The 20,561-nt window shown below is 68.8% G+C and carries 16 protein-coding genes; 7 read left to right on the top strand and 9 right to left on the bottom strand.

Annotation, left to right across the window (positions count from 1 at the left end; genetic code table 11):
* Positions 1-89: 89 nt before the first annotated feature.
* From ACFXAZ_RS12340 to rpmH, 9 genes are all read right to left on the bottom strand, one after another.
* Complete coding sequence (locus tag ACFXAZ_RS12340) at positions 90-707, bottom strand: GNAT family N-acetyltransferase (protein WP_384588433.1); 618 nt, start codon at positions 705-707, stop codon at positions 90-92.
* A gap of 368 nt (positions 708-1,075) precedes the next feature.
* Complete coding sequence (locus ACFXAZ_RS12335) at positions 1,076-2,191, bottom strand: ParB/RepB/Spo0J family partition protein (RefSeq protein WP_384588430.1); 1,116 nt, start codon at positions 2,189-2,191, stop codon at positions 1,076-1,078.
* A complete protein-coding gene (locus tag ACFXAZ_RS12330; RefSeq protein WP_384588613.1) occupies positions 2,188-3,261 on the bottom strand; it encodes a ParA family protein in 1,074 nt (357 codons plus the stop codon). Before ACFXAZ_RS12330 ends, ACFXAZ_RS12335 begins: the two co-directional genes overlap by 4 nt.
* A gap of 584 nt (positions 3,262-3,845) precedes the next feature.
* Positions 3,846-4,562: a 16S rRNA (guanine(527)-N(7))-methyltransferase RsmG gene (gene rsmG, locus ACFXAZ_RS12325; protein ID WP_384588427.1), complete on the bottom strand. Its 717-nt coding sequence runs from the start codon at positions 4,560-4,562 to the stop codon at positions 3,846-3,848.
* A 170-nt stretch (positions 4,563-4,732) separates the two neighbouring features.
* On the bottom strand, positions 4,733-5,245 hold the full coding sequence (locus ACFXAZ_RS12320) for a protein jag (RefSeq protein WP_384588424.1): 513 nt from the start codon (positions 5,243-5,245) through the stop codon (positions 4,733-4,735).
* A gap of 15 nt (positions 5,246-5,260) precedes the next feature.
* A complete protein-coding gene (yidC, locus tag ACFXAZ_RS12315; protein WP_384588421.1) occupies positions 5,261-6,556 on the bottom strand; it encodes a membrane protein insertase YidC in 1,296 nt (431 codons plus the stop codon).
* A gap of 3 nt (positions 6,557-6,559) precedes the next feature.
* Positions 6,560-6,913 carry a membrane protein insertion efficiency factor YidD gene (gene yidD / locus ACFXAZ_RS12310; RefSeq protein ID WP_384588418.1) on the bottom strand — a complete coding sequence of 118 codons (354 nt, stop codon included), beginning with the start codon at positions 6,911-6,913 and terminating at the stop codon, positions 6,560-6,562.
* Entirely contained in the window at positions 6,910-7,281 is a 372-nt protein-coding gene (gene rnpA, locus ACFXAZ_RS12305; RefSeq protein WP_382682634.1) for a ribonuclease P protein component, read from the bottom strand. The genes yidD and rnpA overlap by 4 nt, the downstream gene beginning before the upstream one ends.
* Positions 7,282-7,302: 21 nt before the next feature.
* Entirely contained in the window at positions 7,303-7,440 is a 138-nt protein-coding gene (gene rpmH, locus ACFXAZ_RS12300) for a 50S ribosomal protein L34 (protein ID WP_003949374.1), read from the bottom strand.
* Positions 7,441-7,711: 271 nt separating this feature from the next.
* Between rpmH and dnaA the strand changes: the two genes are divergently transcribed.
* From dnaA to gyrA, 7 genes are all read left to right on the top strand, one after another.
* Entirely contained in the window at positions 7,712-9,904 is a 2,193-nt protein-coding gene (dnaA, locus tag ACFXAZ_RS12295) for a chromosomal replication initiator protein DnaA (protein WP_384588415.1), read from the top strand.
* A 1,045-nt stretch (positions 9,905-10,949) separates the two neighbouring features.
* Positions 10,950-12,080 carry a DNA polymerase III subunit beta gene (dnaN, locus tag ACFXAZ_RS12290; protein WP_384588412.1) on the top strand — a complete coding sequence of 377 codons (1,131 nt, stop codon included), beginning with the start codon at positions 10,950-10,952 and terminating at the stop codon, positions 12,078-12,080.
* 149 nt (positions 12,081-12,229) lie between these two features.
* Entirely contained in the window at positions 12,230-13,105 is an 876-nt protein-coding gene (gene gnd / locus ACFXAZ_RS12285) for a phosphogluconate dehydrogenase (NAD(+)-dependent, decarboxylating) (protein ID WP_384588409.1), read from the top strand.
* A gap of 165 nt (positions 13,106-13,270) precedes the next feature.
* Positions 13,271-14,392, top strand: coding sequence for a DNA replication/repair protein RecF (recF, locus tag ACFXAZ_RS12280; RefSeq protein ID WP_384588406.1), 1,122 nt, complete (start codon positions 13,271-13,273; stop codon positions 14,390-14,392).
* 41 nt (positions 14,393-14,433) lie between these two features.
* The gene (locus ACFXAZ_RS12275) at positions 14,434-14,988 is read left to right on the top strand and encodes a DUF721 domain-containing protein (protein ID WP_384588610.1); all 555 of its coding nucleotides are present in this window, start codon (positions 14,434-14,436) and stop codon (positions 14,986-14,988) included.
* Between the two features lie 724 nt (positions 14,989-15,712).
* On the top strand, positions 15,713-17,773 hold the full coding sequence (gene gyrB, locus ACFXAZ_RS12270) for a DNA topoisomerase (ATP-hydrolyzing) subunit B (RefSeq protein WP_384588403.1): 2,061 nt from the start codon (positions 15,713-15,715) through the stop codon (positions 17,771-17,773).
* 42 nt (positions 17,774-17,815) lie between these two features.
* Positions 17,816-20,470 (top strand): DNA gyrase subunit A, encoded by a 2,655-nt coding sequence (gene gyrA / locus ACFXAZ_RS12265; RefSeq protein ID WP_384588400.1) that lies wholly within the window; start codon positions 17,816-17,818, stop codon positions 20,468-20,470.
* The last annotated feature ends 91 nt before the right edge of the window (positions 20,471-20,561 follow it).

The raw sequence follows: 20,561 nt of genomic DNA, 5'->3' as shown, positions 1-20,561 counted from the left end.
GCCCCGGCTCTTACCCCCCCCACACCCCCCCCCCCCGCCCCCACCCGCCCGCCCCATTCGCAGGACCGCTCCCGACTGAACGGGCGCTGCTAGAGCGGCCGAAGCGCCGGTTCTTTCCGAGCGCCGCCCAGCAGCCGGTCGATCGCCATCTCCACGTCCTCCCGCCAGGACAGCGTCGTCCGCAGCTCCAGCCGCAGCCGTGGATACATGGGGTGCGGGCGGACCGTCTTGAAGCCGACCGCCAGTAGATGATCGGCGGGCAGCACGCAGGCGGGCTCCGTCCAGCGGGCGTCGCCGAACGCCTCGATCGCTTTGAAGTCCCGCCTCAGCAAATCCTTGGCGACCGTCTGCACCATGACGCGGCCCAGCCCCTGCCCCTGGTACCCCGGCATGATGAAGGCCGTCATCAGCTGCACGGCATCGGGCGAGACCGGGCTCGTGGGGAAGGCGGTGGAGCGGGGAACGTAGGCGGGCGGAGCATAGAGCACAAAGCCCACCGGGACCTCGTCCACATAGACGACCCGCCCACAGGACCCCCAGTCCAGCAGCACCGCGGAGATCCAGGATTCCTTCTCCCGCGCGGGCGTGCCCGCTTTCACCGCGGCTTCTCCGCTGACCGGATCCAGCTCCCAGAAGACACACGAGCGACAGCGCCGGGGAAGGTCCGGAAGGTTGTCCAGGGTGAGCGGTACGAGCCGGCGGCCCATGAAGGCTGTTCCTCGCTTCCTTCGCCCGCGAGGTCGCGGGCGGCTGTCAGAGCACTCTGTTCCCTGAGCAGGCTGCCGACGAAGCCGCCGACCGCGCCCAGTCCCCGTCCCGCGCTCATCAGTCCGGCCCGGCTCATCGTTCGCGCGGCCCCCGCCTCCCCTTGAGCGGTCCCACCAGGTGGATGTACCAGACCCGACCGCATGGTATCCACGATGCGATTCCACCGATACCGCCAGAAAGCAAAGAGCGGGCCGCGTCCCGGTACACACCGGACACCGCCCGCCTCGCGACCGGCCGAGCCGTCTTCCGCTCGTCCGGCCCACCTCGGCGATCAGCCGGGCGTCATCCCACCCGGCTGATCCGAGGCTCAGTTCTCCGTTTCCTCGCCGTCGCCGTCGCCGTCGTTGTCACCCTCCAGCAGGCTCTTCTGGAGCAGCAGCCGCTCGCCTGGAGCGAAGGTGCTGAGGATCCGCTCCAGATCGTCCGGAGAGGCGAACTCGACGGTGATCTTGCCCTTCTTCTGACCCAGCTCGACCTTCACCCGTGTCTCGAACCGGTCCGAGAGCCGGGTGGCGAGGTCGCTGAGCGCGGGCGAGACCCGGCCACCGGCCCGCGGCCCCTTGGCGCGCTGGGACTTCTGCGGACGCGACCCCATCAGGGTCACGATCTCCTCCACGGACCGGACCGACAGCCCCTCGGCCACCACCCGGTACGCGAGCCGCTCCTGCTCCTCCAGGTCGTCGACGGAGAGCAACGCCCGCGCGTGCCCGGCGGACAGCACCCCGGCCGCGACCCGGTTCTGCACCTTGGGCGAGAGCCGCAGCAACCGCAGCGTGTTGGAGACCTGCGGGCGGGACCGGCCGATGCGGTCCGCCAGCTGGTCGTGGGTGCAGCTGAAGTCCTTGAGCAGCTGATCGTAGGCGAAGGCCTCTTCGATCGGATTCAGCTGCGCCCGGTGCAGGTTCTCCAGGAGCGCGTCCAGGAGAAGCTTCTCGTCGTCGGTGGCCCGGACGATCGCCGGGATCGCCTCCAGACCGGCCTCACGGCAGGCCCGAAAACGCCGCTCGCCCATGATCAGCTCATAGCGGGCGGGACCCGCCGGGCGGACGACGACGGGCTGGAGAAGACCGACCTCCTTAATGGAGGTGATCAGCTCTTGCAGCGCGTCTTCATCGAAGTTCTCGCGCGGCTGCCGAGGGTTCGGCTTGATCGCGTCGAGAGGGATCTCGGCGAAGTGGGCACCCATCGGGGGCAGAGGCATCTCGGGGCCCGTGAAGGCCGAGTGCTCCTCTGTTTCACGTGTAACAGGCGGCAGGGTCGCCACCTTGGCCGCGGCCACACCGCGCTCGGTGAGTACCGGTACGGCCGTGGGGGACGTGGATGCGGCGCCCCCCACACCGGTCTGTGCCGGGGTCCTTTCGGTCGGGGCAGCCGGGATCAATGCACCCAACCCACGACCCAACCCCCTCCGTCGCTCGCTCACTGGATCCTCTCCACCATGCTCGGGTCGCTCTGAGCGCCGATGTGGGCGTGGGTGGCGTCGTAGGAGACACCCACACCCCTCAGCGCGATTTCTCGTGCCGCCTCAAGATAGGAGAGGGCGCCGCTCGATCCTGGATCGTAGGTCAGCACCGTCTGCCCATAGCTCGGCGCCTCGGAGATACGGACCGAGCGGGGAATGCTCGTCCGCAGCACCTCCTCGCCGAAGTGGTTGCGCACCTCGTCCGCGACCTGGGACGCCAGGCGGGTCCGGCCGTCGTACATGGTGAGCAGGATCGTCGAGACATGCAGGGCGGGGTTGAGGTGCCCCCGCACCAGGTCGACGTTGCGCAGCAACTGGCCCAGGCCCTCCAGTGCGTAGTACTCGCACTGGATCGGGATGAGGACCTCCTGGCCGGCGACGAGTGCATTGACCGTCAGCAGACCGAGGGAGGGCGGGCAGTCGATCAGAACATAGTCCAGCGGCTGCTCGTATGACTGGATCGCGCGCTCAAGCCGGCTCTCCCGGGCCACCAGGGACACCAGCTCGATCTCCGCGCCGGCAAGATCGATCGTGGCGGGTGCGCAGAAGAGGCCCTCGACATCGGGGACCGGCTGCACGACTTCCGCCAGCGGCTTGCCCTCGATCAACACGTCATAGATAGAAGGGACTTCGGCGTGATGGTCGATGCCCAGGGCGGTGGACGCATTGCCCTGCGGGTCGAGGTCGACCACCAGTACCCGGCCGCCGTGCAGGGCCAGTGAGGCGGCAAGGTTGACGGTTGACGTCGTCTTGCCCACGCCGCCCTTCTGGTTGGCTACGACAATGACGCGGGTCTGTTCTGGTCTCGGAAGGCCCTCGCCGGCGCGCCCCAGAGCCTCTACTGCCAACTGGGCAGCACGACCAATGGGAGTGTCGTCCATCGGGGGCGGTGTTTCACGTGAAACATCCTCCCCCGGAGATTCGGTACGGGGACCGGGGACCGGATCGGTCATCGGTCCCGCGATGTTGGCGTCGGACCGCAAGGATTCACTCTCCTCGACTTCAGGCTCGCAATGAACAGAGCCTCCCATGCCTTCGGGGTGGTGAACCAGCGAGGCCCGTTCTTCTGTGGAGAAATCCACCTCTGTGGACAACTCCGTGCCCCTCACGAGGGACTGACCGCTCTCCTTGGACAAGCCGGTCGTCTTTCTGAGGGACCCGAGGGGCTTGCGGTCGCGAGGTTCGGCCGCGGCGCGGCCCCGACTGATGATGCCGTGCAGCAGTGAGCGACGTTTCACGTGAAACACGATGCACAGCGCCGATGGCCGAACTGTCGCGACACTCCGTCATGCGCAGGTTTGGCAGCTTGTGTGGAGTACGACGTCTTCGCGGAGCATCCCGGCCGCGCAGGAAGAATCCCGAGCGAGCCGGATGAGGGCCGCGTCCTGGGAGGCCGATTCAGCGCCCGGACCGAGTCGCCGAGATCCGACTCAACGCCGGGACCGACTCCTCGGACGCCGACTCAACGCCCGGGCCGACTCCCCGGACCCCGACTCAACGCCCGGACCAAGTCCCTGGACGCCGACCCAGCGGCCCGGATGAGCGCCCCACGTCCCCCCGGGGCCGGCTCACCGGCCCAGAGCCCCAGAGAAGAACCAAGCCCCCGCAGACCGGCTCACCGGCGCCTCCGGACCCGCCCCGTCCTCGCCGCCTTCGCCCGCTTGGCCGCGAACCGTACGCCGCCCGGGCTCTCCCCGACCTCGACCCGTACCACCGTCGAGCGGGGGTCCACGACGCCCTCGCCCACATGCAGGATCGACGTCTCCACCGCGCCGAGCTTGCTCAGCGCGGTCGCCGCCGCCTTCAGTTCCTCCTCGGCGGTGTCCCCCTTGAGCGCGAGCATCTCGCCGTAGGGCCGCAGCAGCGGGATGCCCCAGGTGGCCAGCCGGTCCAGCGGGGCGACCGCACGGGCCGTCACCACATGGACGGGCGGCAGCGTGCCCATGACCTCCTCGGCCCGGCCGCGCACCACGGTCACATGGTCCAGGCCCAGCAGCTCCACGACCTCGGCGAGGAAGTTCGTCCGCCGCAGCAGCGGCTCCAGGAGAGTGATCTTCAGATCCTCCCGGACCAGCGCGAGGGGAATGCCCGGCAGCCCGGCCCCCGAGCCCACGTCGCAGACCGTGACGCCCTCCGGAACCACCTCGGAAAGCACCGCGCAGTTCAGCAGATGCCGCTCCCACAGCCGGGGCACCTCACGAGGGCCGATCAGACCGCGCTGCACACCCGCCTCGGCGAGCAGCTCCGCGTAGCGGACCGCGTCCGCGTAGCGATCACCAAACACCGCCTGTGCCTCCTCGGGCACAGGGGGAAGCTCCGCTGCCTCCGTCACGGGGACCGTCCTTCCATACCGCCTCGACGCGCCGGGCGCCGACCACCAGGGCTCAGGGATCTACCGGGGGACCGTCAGCCGTTCAGGACCAGGCTGACAAACTTCGGCCCCGTCTGCGCTACAGACGGGGCCGGTGGAACACAGGACCACAAGGGCCCTTGGGCCAGGCCCTAGGCGGGCAGTACGACGACGAACCGCTGCGGCTCCTCGCCCTCGGACTCGCTGCGCAGTCCCGCGGCCTTGACCGCGTCGTGCACGACCTTGCGCTCGAACGGCGTCATCGGATCCAGCTTCACCGGGGCACCGCTGCTCTTGACCTCGGCCGCGGCCTTGGCGCCCAGCTCGGCCAGCTCGGCCCGCTTCTTGGCCCGGTACCCGGCGATGTCCAGCATCAGCCGGCTGCGGTCCCCGGTCTCCCGGTGCACGGCCAGGCGGGTCAGCTCCTGGAGCGCCTCCAGCACCTCACCGTCCCGGCCGACGAGCTTGTGCAGATCGCGGGTGCCCGCCTCGCTGATGATCGAGACAGAGGCGCGGTCGCCCTCGACGTCCATGTCGATGTCGCCGTCGAGATCGGCGATGTCCAGCAGACCCTCCAGGTAGTCCGCCGCGATCTCGCCCTCCTGCTCCAGGCGGGTCAGGGTGTCTACACCCTCGGCAGCAGCGGAGGTGGTGCCTTCCGTCACGGGATGGACTCCTTCTTACTTCTTGGTCGGGGACTTGGGCCGCTGGGGGCCGCCCTTGCGCTGACCGGACTGGGCCCGGCTGCGCGACGAGCCGTTGCCGGACTTGGCCGCCTGCTTCCCGGCGCCACCGCCCGGCTTGGCGTCGGCCGGCTCGTCGGACTTGGTGAGCGAGTGGGGGGAGGTCTTCTCAGCTTCGCCCGCGGGCTTGGCGGCACCGCCCTGGCGCTGGGACTTCGACTGCCGCTTGGGCTGCTGGCGCCTGGGGGCGGCAGGCCCGGTCGTGGTGGTCGTACCGTCCTCGTGCTCCACGGTCACCGCGTCATCGCTCTTGGTCACCGTGCCGTCGGCCTGGGCGGCGAGTCCGGCCTTGCTCAGGCCGTTGATGAACTTGCGCTCGTGGTCGTTGCGGTCGCGGCCCTTGGCGACGATCGCCTTCACGATGGCGCGCTCGCGCCGGTTGCGGGTCTTGCCGTGGTGCGTGACGTGCTTGTAGAGGCGCTCCAGGTGGGACGCCTGGGCCTTGGAACCCGGGGTCGGGTTGTTGTGGATGACGTACATCTGCTGGCCCATGGTCCACACGTTGGTGGTCAGCCAGTAGACGAGGACACCGACGGGGAAGTTGATGCCGAAGACCGCGAAGATGACGGGGAAGACATACATCAGCATCTTCTGCTGCTGCATGAACGGCGTCTTCACCGAGGTGTCGACGTTCTTCGTCATCAGCTGGCGCTGGGTGTAGAACTGCGACAGCGACATCAGCACGATCATGATGGCGGTAACGACCCGCACATCGGTGATCGTGGAGCCCAGCGCCGTGACCTCGGCGGAGCCGTCGGTGAACTTCGACGCGAGCGGGGCGCCGAAGATGTGCGCCTTCTGGGCACTGGCCAGCAGCCGCTCGTTGATCACACCGATGGTGTCGTTGTTGGCGATGCTGTTCAGCACGTGATACAGGGCGAAGAAGAACGGCGACTGCGCCAGGATGGGAAGGCACGAGGAGAGCGGGTTGGTGCCCGTCTCCTTGTACAGCTTCATCATCTCTTCGGACTGACGCTGTTTGTCGTTCTTGTAGCGCTCCTGGATCTTCTTCATCTCGGGCTGGAGCGTCTGCATCGCCCGCGTCGCCTTGATCTGCTTCACGAAGAGCGGGATCAGACAGATACGGATGAGGATCACCAGCGACACGATGGACAGGCCCCAGGCCCAGCCCGTGTCAGGACCGAAGATCGCACCGTACAGCGAGTGGAACTGGACGATGACCCACGAGACGGGTGTGGTGATGAAGCTGAAGAAGCTGGCAATCGTGTCCACTAATCATGCTCCTTGGGCATGGGACGAGCTCTCTGCGGCCGGGCTCGAAGCAGAGGTCCCTTCGGTGGCCGGTTCGGCGGCGGAGGGCCCGCCCTTGCGTGCGCGCCACGCGTTGCGCAGCATCTCGTGCCACCGTGGACGCTTGCGCGGCGGGACATGGTCCACACCACCCAACGACCACGGATTGCACCGCAGGATGCGCCAGGCGGTCAGTGCCGTGCCCTTGATCGCACCGTGCCGGTCGATGGCCGTGTAGCCGTAGTGGGAACACGACGGGTAGTACTTGCACACCGGCCCGAGCAGCGGGCTGATGGTCCACTGGTACAGCTTGATCAGTGCCAGCAGCGGGTACTTCATCGCGCGCCCCCTCCCAGCAGCCGCTGTAGGGCGGCATCCAGGTCTCGGGCCAGCTGTGCATGGTCGGCGTCACCCGCACCGGGCAGCGCTCGTACCACTACCAGGCTACCGGGGGGCACCAGGGCGACTCTGTCTCGCATGAGATGACGCAGTCGGCGCTTGACAGCGTTGCGTACGACCGCGCCACCCACCGCCTTGCTCACGACGAAACCCGCACGTGCCGGAGGAGCGCTCTCCCCAGGCGCGTGCGGGTCCGTGGTACCGCTACGAAGGTGGACGACGAGGGTCGGGCGGCCTGCCCGGCGACCTCGTCGGACCGCGGTCGCGAAGTCCTCGCGCCGCCTCAGCCGGTTCTCGGTGGGCAGCACGACGTCATGACCTGATCGAGATCAGGCGGACAGACGGGCGCGACCCTTGCCACGGCGGGACGCGAGAATCGCGCGGCCGGCACGGGTGCGCATCCGCAGCCGGAAGCCGTGGGTCTTGGCGCGACGACGGTTGTTCGGCTGGAAGGTGCGCTTGCTCACTCGGGGGCTCCAGAAGAGATCGGGGTTCTGCGGGGTGCCGTCCTGGCTGTCACCGTGCGCCCACGAGTAGCTCGCGTCACGCCCGAGTGCACCGCTGTCCGATCACCTGACGTGACCTGTGCCCATCGGAGGCAGGCGGCAGCAGCCATCGACAACTCGACCTGGTTACGGTACGCGCGGCTACGCCATCCGGTCAAACCAGCAGTCGATGGGAGACACTGTCCACAGGCTGGGGACAACAACTTGAACCGCACCCGTCGCGCTGACTACCGTGACGGGACTCCGATTCGTTCCCTTCTCCCCGCCCGCGCGGGATTGCCCCAGCAGACCCGGACCGCCCCGGACCCTCCGGGACCAGCCCGGACGGACCTGTCCCTCCGGATCCCGACCCGTCCGCGAACCACACGTTCGTGGGACCCACGAGAGAGCGTGCCCTGTGGCTGACGTACCTGCCGATCTTGCCGCAGTGTGGCCACGAGTACTCGATCAGCTTCTCGGTGAGGGCCGTGGACAGGGCGTGGAGGGCAAGGACGAGCACTGGATCCGCCGCTGCCAGCCGCTGGCGCTGGTCGCGGACACCGCGCTGCTCGCCGTGCCGAACGAATTCGCGAAGGGCGTCCTGGAGGGCCGGCTCGCGCCGATCGTCAGCGAGACGCTGAGCCGTGAGTGCGGGCGCCCGATCCGGATCGCGATCACCGTCGACGACTCGGCGGGCGAACTCCCCACCCCGTCCCTCCCGCCCCAGCGCTACGAGGAGCCGGAGCTTCCGTCGGGCCCCTATGAGGGCGGCCCTTACGAAAACGCCTCCTACAAGGACGCCCACAACGACTCCTACAAGGAGCCCTCCCGCGAAGGCGCCCCCTATGACGGCGCTTCGTACGACGGCCCCGCGCGGGACAGCGATTACGACCGCTACGGCCGCCCCCGCCAGGACCAGCACCCCGGATCCCCCGGCGACCAACTGCCGACGGCCCGCCCGGCCTACCCCTCGGAGTACCAGCGCCCCCAGCCCGGCGGCTGGCCGCGCCAGGGCGGGCAGGACGACTACGGCTGGCAGCAGCAGCGCCTGGGCTTCCCCGACCGCGACCCGTACGCGTCCCGCGACTCCTATGGCGGCGGCCAGGACTACCGCGGCCAGGGCCGCGAGCGCCCGCCGTACGACCAGCGCGGTTCCTACGAGCGGGAGCGGGCGTCGTACGAGCAGCAGCGCTCCGAGTACGACGGTCCACGCGGCGATTACGACCCCGGCCGCGGCGACTACGACCAGCGCGACGCCCGGCGCGAACTGCCCGACTCCTCCGGCGGCCCCGGCGGCCATCGCGGTGGGCCGGGCGGGCTCGGTGGCCCGGCGCTGCCCGGGTCGCCGTCCTCCGGTGGGCCCCCCGGTCCGCTGGCCTCGAAGCCCGCGCCGGCCGCCGGGCCCGGTGAACCCACCGCGCGGCTGAATCCGAAGTACCTCTTCGACACGTTCGTCATCGGCGCCTCCAACCGCTTCGCGCACGCGGCGGCGGTGGCGGTCGCCGAGGCGCCCGCGAAGGCGTACAACCCCTTGTTCATCTATGGGGAGTCGGGGCTCGGCAAGACGCACCTGCTGCACGCGATCGGGCACTACGCGCGCAGCCTGTACCCGGGCACGCGCGTGCGCTATGTCAGCTCGGAGGAGTTCACCAACGAGTTCATCAACTCCATCCGCGACGGCAAGGGCGACAGCTTTCGCAAGCGGTACCGCGAGATGGACATCCTGCTCGTCGACGACATCCAGTTCCTCGCGGACAAGGAGTCGACGCAGGAGGAGTTCTTCCACACCTTCAACACGCTCCACAACGCCAACAAGCAGATCGTGCTGTCCTCGGACCGGCCGCCCCGGCAGCTGGTCACCCTGGAGGACCGGCTGCGGAACCGTTTCGAGTGGGGGCTGATCACCGACGTCCAGCCGCCCGAGCTGGAGACGCGCATCGCGATCCTGCGCAAGAAGGCGGTCCAGGACCATCTCAGCGCCCCGCCGGAGGTGCTGGAGTTCATCGCCTCCCGGATCTCGCGCAACATCCGCGAGCTGGAGGGCGCGCTGATCCGGGTGACGGCGTTCGCCTCGCTCAACCGGCAGCCGGTGGACCTGGGCCTGACCGAGATCGTCCTGAAGGATCTGATCCCGGGCGGCGAGGACTCCGCGCCGGAGATCACCTCCACGGCCATCATGAGCGCCACCGCCGACTACTTCGGGCTGACGGTGGAGGACCTGTGCGGCACCTCGCGCGGGCGCGCGCTGGTGACCGCGCGGCAGATCGCCATGTATCTCTGCCGTGAGCTGACCGATCTGTCCCTGCCGAAGATCGGCGCGCTGTTCGGCGGCCGGGACCATACGACGGTCATGCACGCCGACCGCAAGATCCGCAATCTGATGGCCGAGCGGCGCTCGATCTACAACCAGGTCACCGAGCTGACCAACCGCATCAAGAACGGCTGAGCGACGCCGAGGCCCTCGGCGCCCTTCAGCCCCTCCAACCCCTCGGCGCCCTCCAGCCCCGCCACGCGCTCACGCCCCGCCGCGCCCTCACGCCCCCAGCCCTCTCAGCGCCGCTGCCGCTCCGCGCACCCCACGCCACCCCCGCGCGGGCGCTCAGTGCCTCTGCGCGGCCCTGGAGACCTCTTCTCAGCCGGCCTCACCCACACCCCAAGGGCGTTCCGGGACCACCACCCCGGGGCGCCCTTCGTCGTTCCACAGCCATCCGGTGTTCGAATCCGGGCAGGGTTACGGCCACTCTCCACAGATTCGGTGACTTTCTGTCGTCCACATCCTGGGGACTGCGGAGTTGTCCAGATCTCTTCCACAGGCCGATCGGTTGAAGGACCATCAGACCAGGTCACCCGCCTGTGGATTGGTGGACAAACGATCTCCACAGGCTGTGGACAAAGTAGTGATCCACAACCTGTGCACAAAGTTGTCCACCGGCTGCCCACAGGCTGGGGGCGGTTGTCCCCAGTGATCGGCGGCTTCTCCACACCTCTGTCCACTGTTCGGCAACGCGACGCGCCTGATCACCGGGTCGAGTGAAAGGCGTCACACCAAGCTGCCGGGTTGGGCTGTGGGAAACGTGGGTAAAGCTGGGGACGGATCTGGGGAGAAGTCGCCTCTCCCTGTGTACGGAGTGTGCAGAACTTTCTGTTCTCCACAGCCGAGGCCGGTTTTCCACCGCCTCCACCCACAGGACCCGTGGACAAAATTTGGGGTCTGAGCTGCGAAAACGGGGTTATCCACGGTATCCACAGCCCCTACTACTACTCCCAACTAGAGAGAGCTGGGAATCCGTTTCGAAGCGGGCCCTGTGCACAACTCGGCCTTCGTCGCCCGGCAGCCCCTCGTCACGACTTGACCCCGAGAGGCACCTACTGTCAGTGGTGTGCGTCAGACTGTTCCCCGGTGTCCTTCCCGTCACGGGGACCGATGACACCGCGACAGACGGACGAGCCAGGCAGGGCGAGCAGGCCGGCAACAGCAGGAGGCGGCAACAGTGAAGATCCGGGTGGAACGCGACGTACTCGCGGAGGCCGTGGCCTGGGCGGCACGCAGCCTCCCGGCCCGTCCGCCGGCGCCGGTCCTCGCCGGCCTGCTGCTGAAGGCCGAGGACGGCCAGCTGAGCCTGTCCAGCTTCGACTACGAGGTCTCCGCGCGGGTCTCCGTCGAGACCGAGGTCGAGGAGGAGGGCACGGTCCTGGTCTCCGGCCGACTGCTCGCCGACATCTGCCGCGCGCTCCCCAACCGGCCGGTGGAGATCTCCACAGACGGTGTACGAGCGACCGTGGTGTGCGGCTCCTCCCGGTTCACCCTGCACACCCTGCCGGTGGAGGAGTACCCGGCGCTGCCCCAGATGCCCTCCGCGACCGGCACGGTCCCCGGTGAGGTCTTCGCCTCCGCCGCCTCCCAGGTCGCCATCGCCGCGGGCCGCGACGACACGCTGCCGGTGCTCACCGGCGTGCGCATCGAGATCGAGGGCGACCGGGTCACGCTGGCGTCCACCGACCGCTACCGCTTCGCGGTCCGCGAGTTCCTGTGGAAGCCGGAGGACCCGGAGGCGTCCGCCGTCGCCCTGGTGCCCGCCAAGACGCTCCTGGACACCGCCAAGGCGCTGACCAGCGGCGACAGCGTGACGCTCGCGCTGTCCGGGTCGGGCGGCGGCGAGGGCCTGATCGGTTTCGAGGGCGCGGGGCGCCGGACCACGACCCGCCTCCTGGAGGGCGACCTCCCGAAGTACCGCACGCTCTTCCCGACCGAGTTCAACTCCATCGCCGTGATCGAGACCGCCCCCTTCGTGGAGGCCGTCAAGCGCGTGGCGCTGGTCGCCGAGCGCAACACCCCGGTGCGGCTGAGCTTCGAGCAGGGCGTGCTCATCCTGGAGGCCGGTTCCAGCGACGACGCACAGGCTGTGGAGAGAGTCGACGCGCAGCTGGAGGGCGACGACATCTCGATCGCCTTCAACCCGACCTTCCTGCTGGATGGCCTGAGCGCGATCGACTCCCTGGTGGCCCAGCTGTCGTTCACGACGTCGACCAAGCCGGCGCTGCTCAGCGGCAAGCCCGCGCTCGACGCCGAGGCGGACGAGGCGTACAAGTACCTGATCATGCCGGTGCGGCTCAGCGGCTGACCGGCTCGCCGACCGGAACAGCGCAGGTCGGGGCATACGTTTGAGCGGGTATGCCCACAGATGTGGAGGAGCATCCGGGGCTAGGCTCGGACACGGGTACGACAGTGCCCACGCAGCCTCATGCCACATCGCAACCTAAGGATCACTTGATGGAGCTCGGTCTCATCGGCCTCGGCAAGATGGGCGGCAACATGCGCGAGCGGATCCGCCGCGCCGGCCACACCGTCGTCGGATACGACCGCAATCCGGACCTCGCCGATGTCCACAGCCTCCAGGAGCTGGTGGATGCGCTCAAGGGCCCGCGCGTCGTCTGGGTGATGGTCCCGGCCGGGGACGCCACGCAGTCGACCATCGACGAGCTGGCCAAGCTGCTGGAGCCGGGCGACGTCGTCGTGGACGGCGGCAACTCGCGCTGGACGGACGACGAGAAGCACGCCGCCGAGCTGGCGGCGAACGGCATCGGCTTCGTCGACTGCGGTGTCTCGGGCGGCGTCTGGGGCCTGGAGAACGGCTACGCGCTGATGTACGGCGGCGCCCCGGAGCACGTCGCCAGGGTGCGGCCGGTCTTCGAGGCACTCAAGCCGGAGGGCGACTTCGGGGCGGTCCACGCGGGCCGGGCCGGCGCCGGCCACTTCGCGAAGATGGTCCACAACGGCATCGAGTACGCCATGATGCAGGCCTACGCCGAGGGCTGGGAGCTGCTGGAGAAGGCCGGCTCCGTGACCGATGTCCGGGAGGTCTTCCGGTCCTGGCAGGAGGGCACGGTGATCCGGTCCTGGCTGCTGGACCTCGCGGTCAACGCGCTCGACGAGGACGAGCACCTGGAGCGGCTGCGCGGCTTCGCCCAGGACTCCGGCGAGGGCCGCTGGACGGTGGAGGCCGCCATCGACCACGCCGTGCCGCTCCCGGCGATCACGGCCTCGCTGTTCGCGCGGTTCGCCTCCCGCCAGGAGGACTCGCCGCAGATGAAGATGATCGCGGCGCTGCGCAACCAGTTCGGCGGCCACGCGGTCGAGACGAAGTAGACGGCACCGGCGCGAGCCGAGCAACACACACAGCGCAGTACAGGCAATAAACCAAGAGCAGCACGCAAGCGGAGCAGGACAGACAGCAGGACACCAGCAGTACGGAAAGTGATCCACAGGACCGTTTCGGCGGTCCACAACCTCGGGGGAGGCCGGCGCACCACCATGCACGTCACGCACCTGTCGCTCGCCGACTTCCGTTCGTACGCCCGGGCCGAGGTCCCGCTGGACCCGGGCGTCACGGCCTTCGTCGGACCCAACGGGCAGGGCAAGACGAATCTGGTGGAGGCCGTCGGCTATCTCGCGACCCTCGGCAGCCATCGCGTCGCCTCGGACGCCCCCCTGGTCCGCATGGGTGCCGAGCGGGCCGTCATCCGCGCGCAGATCCGCCAGGGCGAGCGGCAGCAGCTGATCGAGCTGGAGCTGAACCCCGGCCGGGCCAATCGCGCCCGGATCAACCGGTCCTCGCAGGCCAGACCGCGCGATGTGCTGGGGATCGTCCGGACCGTGCTGTTCGCGCCCGAGGATCTCGCACTGGTCAAGGGCGACCCCGGGGAGCGGCGGCGGTTCCTGGACGAGCTGATCACCGCGCGGGCGCCGCGCATGGCGGGCGTCCGCTCCGACTACGAGCGGGTCCTCAAGCAGCGCAACACCCTGCTGAAGTCGGCGGCCCTCGCGCGGCGGCACGGCGGACGCTCCATGGACCTGTCCACGCTCGACGTCTGGGACCAGCACCTCGCCCACGCGGGCGCCGAGCTGCTCGCCCAGCGGCTGGATCTGATCGCCACGATCCAGCCACTGGCCGACAAGGCGTACGAGCAGCTGGCGCCCGGGGGCGGACCTGTCGCACTGGAGTACAAGCCGTCGGCGCCGGGTGAGGCGCACACGCGCGAGGCGCTGTTCGAGCAGCTCATCGCGGCGCTCGCGGACACGCGCAAGCAGGAGATCGAGCGGGGCGTCACCCTCGTAGGGCCGCATCGGGACGATCTGGGTCTGAAGCTCGGGGAGCTGCCCGCCAAGGGGTACGCCTCGCACGGCGAGTCCTGGTCCTACGCGCTCGCCCTGCGGCTGGCCTCCTACGATCTGCTGCGCGCCGAGGGCAATGAGCCGGTGCTGATCCTGGACGACGTCTTCGCCGAGCTGGACACCCGGCGCCGGGAGCGGCTCGCCGAGCTGGTGGCGCCCGGCGAGCAGGTGCTGGTGACGGCCGCGGTCGACGACGACGTACCGCATGTGCTGAGCGGGGTGCGGTACGAGGTGTCGGGCGGGGCGGTGGAGCGCGTATGAGCGGCGACGGGGCGGCGGCACGCAAGGGGTCGGCAGCCAGGATGGCCCAGGGTGCCGCGGTGCCGTCGGGAAGTGCCGCCGGGGCCGGCGTGCAGGGCGGTCCGTCCGGTGTCGACCTCGCGCGGGTCGCCCTGCGGGCCGCGAAAGAGGCGGCACGCGCGCGGGGCGACGCGGCGCAGCAGAAGAAGCAGGCGCGGCGGGGCGGTCTGCGCTCCGGCGCGCGCGCCGACGGACGCGACCCCATGGCGCTGGGCGCGGCGATCAACCGGCTGATCACCGAGCGCGGCTGGGAGACGCCGGCCGCGGTGGGCGGGGTGATGGGCCGCTGGCCGCAGATCGTCGGCGGGGACGTGGCGGGGCACTGTGTGCCGGAGCGGTACGACGAGGAGGAGCGGGTGCTGATGGTGCGCTGCGACTCCACGGCCTGGGCGACGAATCTGCGGCTGCTGGCGCCGACGCTGGTGGCGCGCCTCAACGAGGATCTGGGCCATGGCGCGGTCCGGGCGATCAAGGTGCAGGGTCCGGGCGGCCCGGTGCGGCGGTACGGGCCGCTGCGGGCGCCGGGGAGCAGAGGACCTGGCGACACCTACGGGTGACGGGGGCCGGGTGAGGTGACCGGTGGGCGCCGTGTTCTTCTGGTCCGCCCCCGCGCGATACTTGGTCTGGACCATTTACATGCTGTGGGCCATATATGGGCTCGCACGGTTGTGCTATCGGTCCGCAGCGGGCCCGTACGGGGTGCCGACACGGGCTCGGCAGTCGCTTCTCGTTGGCGAGTGAGCGACTTCACAGTGGGCTGACAGCGGCTGCGGACGGTCCGCGCGCGACCCGCCGCGGAACCGGCGATCCGTAGGTGATCTGAGAGCGACGTCACGTCCGCAGCCCCTGTCCGGGCCCGGAGTGGCCCTACGTGCCCCGGTTATCCACAGCCTGTGGACCGAATGTCGTACGAATCACCCACAACCGCCATCTCAAGGCGCACACAGTTGCGAATTTCGGCCTGACCCCGGAGTAGCGAAGGGTTGACATCCCGAAGCGCTGAGTGGCTCCGTGAGCCTCCTGAAGCCCCCATCCGCATATCGGGACCCGGCGGAGGATGGTTCAGGGCGGCACATGCGGACTCAGGTACCGGCAAACGCCCATCAGTGTCAGTGCTACCGGTAGACTGAGAGGTAATCCCGCCCCGAACGTGGGGACCGTCCGGGAAAAGCTGAGCAACGCTGAGCAACGCTGATCAAGGGCTTACCAACGCAACATGCCGCAGCCGCTCCGGCAACCTGCCGACGAGCTTGGTTCGTGCTGTGCCAGAAAGGGCGCTTCGTGGCCGATTCCGGCAACCCCAACGAGAACATCCCGTCCACCGACGCCGGCGTGAACGACGCGGCCCACAGCTTGAACGGCGAGGTCACCGCCTCGTACGACGCCAGTGCGATCACCGTGCTGGAGGGTCTGGACGCGGTACGCAAGCGACCCGGCATGTACATCGGTTCCACCGGTGAACGCGGTCTGCACCACCTGGTGTACGAGGTCGTCGACAACTCCGTCGACGAGGCGCTGGCCGGTCACGCGGACACCATCGACGTGACGATCCTGCCGGACGGCGGGGTGCGGGTGATCGACAACGGCCGTGGCATCCCGGTCGGCATCGTCGCCTCCGAGGGCAAGCCGGCCCTGGAGGTCGTGCTGACCGTGCTGCACGCGGGCGGCAAGTTCGGCGGCGGCGGCTACGCGGTCTCCGGCGGTCTGCACGGCGTGGGCGTGTCCGTGGTGAACGCCCTGTCGTCGAAGGTCGCCGTCGAGGTGCGCACCGACGGCCACCGCTGGACGCAGGACTACAAGATGGGCGTCCCCACGGCCCCGCTGGTCAAGCACGAGGCCATCGAGCACACGGGCACGTCGGTCACCTTCTGGGCAGACGCGGACATCTTCGAGACCACCGAGTACTCCTTCGAGACGCTCTCGCGGCGCTTCCAGGAGATGGCGTTCCTCAACAAGGGCCTGACGATCAAGCTCACCGACGAGCGCGAGTCGGCGAAGGCGACCTCCGGGGCGGACGAGGCGGGCGCCGACGAGAAGGCCGAGGCCAAGACCGTCACGTACCACTACGAGGGCGGCATCGTCGACTTCGTGAAGTACCTCAACTCCCGCAAGGGTGACGTGGTGCACCCCACCGTGATCGACCTGGAGGCCGAGGACAAGGACAAGTCCCTGTCCCTCGAGGTCGCCATGCAGTGGAACAGCGGCTACAGCGAAGGGGTCTACTCCTTCGCCAACATCATCCACACGCATGAGGGCGGTACGCACGAAGAGGGCTTCCGCGCGGCGCTCACCAACCTGATCAACAAGTACGCGCGCGACAGGAAGCTGCTGCGCGAGAAGGACGACAACCTCACGGGCGACGACATCCGCGAGGGCCTGACGGCGATCATCTCGGTCAAGCTGAGCGAACCGCAGTTCGAGGGCCAGACCAAGACCAAGCTGGGCAACACCGAGGCCAAGACCTTCGTGCAGAAGGCGGTCTACGAGCACCTCAACGACTGGCTCGACCGCAATCCGAACGAGGCGGCGGACATCGTCCGCAAGGGCATCCAGGCGGCGACCGCGCGCGTGGCGGCCCGCAAGGCGCGCGACCTGACCCGCCGCAAGGGCCTGCTGGAGAGCGCCTCCCTGCCGGGCAAGCTCTCCGACTGCCAGTCGAACGACCCCACCAAGTGCGAGATCTTCATCGTCGAGGGCGACTCCGCCGGCGGCTCGGCCAAGTCCGGCCGGGACCCGGAGTACCAGGCGATCCTCCCGATCCGCGGCAAGATCCTGAACGTCGAGAAGGCCCGGATCGACAAGATCCTCCAGAACCAGGAGATCCAGGCGCTGATCTCCGCCTTCGGCACGGGTGTGCACGAGGACTTCGACATCGCGAAGCTCCGCTATCACAAGATCATCCTGATGGCGGACGCCGACGTCGACGGCCAGCACATCAACACCCTGCTGCTGACGTTCCTGTTCCGCTTCATGCGCCCGCTGGTCGAGGCCGGCCATGTGTTCCTGTCCCGCCCGCCGCTCTACAAGATCAAGTGGGGCCGGGAGGACGTCGAGTACGCCTACTCCGACCGGGAGCGCGACGCGCTGCTGGAGATGGGCCGCCAGCGCGGCAAGCGGATCCGCGAGGACTCGATCCAGCGCTTCAAGGGCCTCGGCGAGATGAACGCCGAGGAGCTGCGCGTGACCACGATGGACCAGGAACTGCGCGTTCTCGGCCAGGTCACCCTGGACGACGCCGCCCAGGCCGACGAGCTGTTCTCGGTGCTGATGGGCGAGGACGTGGAGGCCCGCCGCCAGTTCATCCAGCGCAACGCCAAGGACGTCCGCTTCCTCGACATCTGAGTCGGTCTCAGCTGACCGCACCAGAAAGGATCTTCACCAGCAATGGCCGACGACATCACCCCAGCCACGCCCGGCACCCCCGTCCCGCCCGTCACGCCCGCAGCAGAGGGCCAGCACCTGCGCGTCGAGCCCGTGGGGCTTGAGACGGAGATGCAGCGGTCGTACCTCGACTACGCGATGTCCGTCATCGTCTCCCGCGCGCTGCCGGACGTCCGGGACGGCCTCAAGCCTGTCCACCGCCGGGTGCTGTACGCGATGTACGACGGCGGCTACCGCCCCGAGCGCGGCTTCTACAAGTGCGCCCGCGTGGTCGGCGACGTCATGGGTAACTACCACCCCCACGGCGACTCCTCCATCTACGACGCCCTGGTCCGGCTCGCCCAGCCGTGGGCGATGCGGATGCCGCTCGTCGACTCCAACGGCAACTTCGGCTCCCCGGGCAACGACCCGGCCGCCGCCATGCGCTACACCGAGTGCAAGATGGCGCCGCTGTCGATGGAGATGGTCCGCGACATCGACGAGGAGACCGTCGACTTCACGGACAACTACGACGGCCGCTCCCAGGAGCCGACCGTCCTGCCCTCACGCTTCCCGAACCTGCTGATCAACGGCTCGGCGGGCATCGCGGTCGGCATGGCCACCAACATCCCGTCGCACAATCTGCGCGAGGTCGCGGCCGGCGCCCAGTGGTACCTGGAGCACCCGGACGCCTCGCACGAGGAGCTGCTGGACGCGCTGGTCGAGCGGATCAAGGGCCCGGACTTCCCGACCGGCGCGCTGGTGGTGGGCCGCAAGGGCATCGAGGAGGCGTACCGCACCGGGCGCGGTTCGATCACCATGCGGGCGGTGGTCGCGGTCGAGGAGATCCAGAACCGCCAGTGCCTGGTGGTCACCGAGCTGCCGTACCAGACCAATCCGGACAATCTCGCGCAGAAGATTGCCGACCTGGTGAAGGACGGCAAGATCGGCGGTATCGCGGACGTCCGTGACGAGACGTCCTCGCGCACCGGCCAGCGGCTGGTCATCGTGCTCAAGCGGGACGCAGTCGCCAAGGTCGTCCTGAACAACCTGTACAAGCACACCGACCTCCAGACCAACTTCGGCGCCAACATGCTGGCGCTGGTCGACGGGGTCCCGCGCACGCTGTCGCTCGACGCGTTCATCCGGCACTGGGTGACGCACCAGATCGAGGTCATCGTCCGCCGTACGAAGTTCCGGCTGCGCAAGGCCGAGGAGCGGGCGCACATCCTGCGCGGTCTGCTCAAGGCGCTGGACGCGATCGACGACGTCATCGCGCTCATCCGGGCCAGCGACACGGTCGAGATCGCGCGCACGGGCCTGATGAGCCTCCTGGAGATCGACGAGATCCAGGCCAACGCGATTCTGGAGATGCAGCTGCGGCGGCTGGCCGCCCTGGAGCGCCAGAAGATCGTCCAGGAGCACGACGAGCTTCAGGCCAAGATCACCGAGTACCAGGCGATCCTCGCCTCGCCGGTCCGCCAGCGCGGCATCGTCAGCGAGGAACTCGCCGCGATCGTCGAGAAGTACGGCAACGACCGCAAGACCCAGCTGATCCCCTACGACGGTGACATGTCCATCGAGGACCTCATCGCCGAGGAGGACATCGTCGTCACCGTCTCGCGCGGCGGTTACGTCAAGCGGACCAAGGCCGACGACTACCGGGCGCAGAAGCGCGGCGGCAAGGGCGTCCGGGGCACGAAGCTGAAGGAGGACGACATCGTCGACCACTTCTTCGTCTCCACCACCCACCACTGGCTGCTGTTCTTCACCAACAAGGGCCGGGTCTACCGGGCCAAGGCGTACGAGCTTCCCGACGCCGGCCGGGACGCGCGCGGGCAGCATGTCGCCAACCTGCTCGCCTTCCAACCGGACGAGGCCATCGCCGAGATCCTCGCCATCCGCGACTACGACGCCACGCCGTACCTGGTGCTGGCGACGAAGGCGGGTCTGGTGAAGAAGACATCTCTGAAGGATTACGACTCGCCGCGCTCCGGCGGCGTCATCGCGATCAATCTGCGGGAACGGGAGGACGGATCCGATGATGAACTGATCGGAGCCGAACTCGTCTCGTCCGATGATGATCTGCTTCTGATCAGCAAGAAGGCACAGTCGATCCGCTTCACGGCCACCGACGAATCGCTCCGCCCGATGGGCCGCGCGACCTCGGGTGTCAAGGGCATGAGCTTCCGTGAGGGCGACGAACTGCTCTCGATGAATGTTGTTCGACCCGGTACGTTCGTGTTCACTGCCACTGATGGCGGGTACGCGAAGCGGACTCCCGTCGACGAGTACCGCGTCCAGGGCCGCGGTGGCCTCGGCATCAAGGCCGCCAAGATCGTGGAGGACCGTGGCTCGCTCGTGGGCGCGCTGGTGGTGGAGGAGAACGACGAGATTCTCGCCATCACCCTCTCGGGCGGTGTGATTCGTACGCGAGTCAACGAGGTCAGGGAGACAGGCCGTGACACCATGGGCGTCCAACTGATCAATCTCGGAAAGCGCGATGCCGTGGTCGGTATCGCACGCAACGCCGAGGCGGGACGCGAGGCGGAGGAGGTCGACGGCGACGCGGCCGGCGACGAGTCCGCGGAGGGTGCCGCGACCAACGGCACCGTCGACGAATCCGCCGAGGGTGCCGCGACCACCGGCACGGACGAGGGTGCGCCCTCGGCCGAGTAGGCACGAGGAGTGAGTCAGCGTGAGCGGAGCCACGGGCGCCGGGTCGCCGGCCGGTATCCCGGCCGGTAACTCCACCGGTGCGACACAGGGC

The sequence above is a fragment of the Streptomyces sp. NPDC059477 genome (genome assembly GCF_042749375.1).
Classification (GTDB): Bacteria; Actinomycetota; Actinomycetes; order Streptomycetales; family Streptomycetaceae; genus Streptomyces.
This window is presented reverse-complemented; position numbering and strand designations above follow the sequence as displayed.

Coding starts and splice junctions, on each gene's coding strand:
- ACFXAZ_RS12330 (WP_384588613.1), bottom strand. CDS start 3,261: ATGGGAGGCTCTGTTCATTGCGAGCCTGAAGTCGAGGAGAGTGAATCC.
- ACFXAZ_RS12340 (WP_384588433.1), bottom strand. CDS start 707: ATGGGCCGCCGGCTCGTACCGCTCACCCTGGACAACCTTCCGGACCTT.
- gnd (WP_384588409.1), top strand. CDS start 12,230: ATGGAGCTCGGTCTCATCGGCCTCGGCAAGATGGGCGGCAACATGCGC.
- yidD (WP_384588418.1), bottom strand. CDS start 6,913: ATGAAGTACCCGCTGCTGGCACTGATCAAGCTGTACCAGTGGACCATC.
- ACFXAZ_RS12275 (WP_384588610.1), top strand. CDS start 14,434: ATGGCCCAGGGTGCCGCGGTGCCGTCGGGAAGTGCCGCCGGGGCCGGC.
- gyrA (WP_384588400.1), top strand. CDS start 17,816: ATGGCCGACGACATCACCCCAGCCACGCCCGGCACCCCCGTCCCGCCC.
- recF (WP_384588406.1), top strand. CDS start 13,271: ATGCACGTCACGCACCTGTCGCTCGCCGACTTCCGTTCGTACGCCCGG.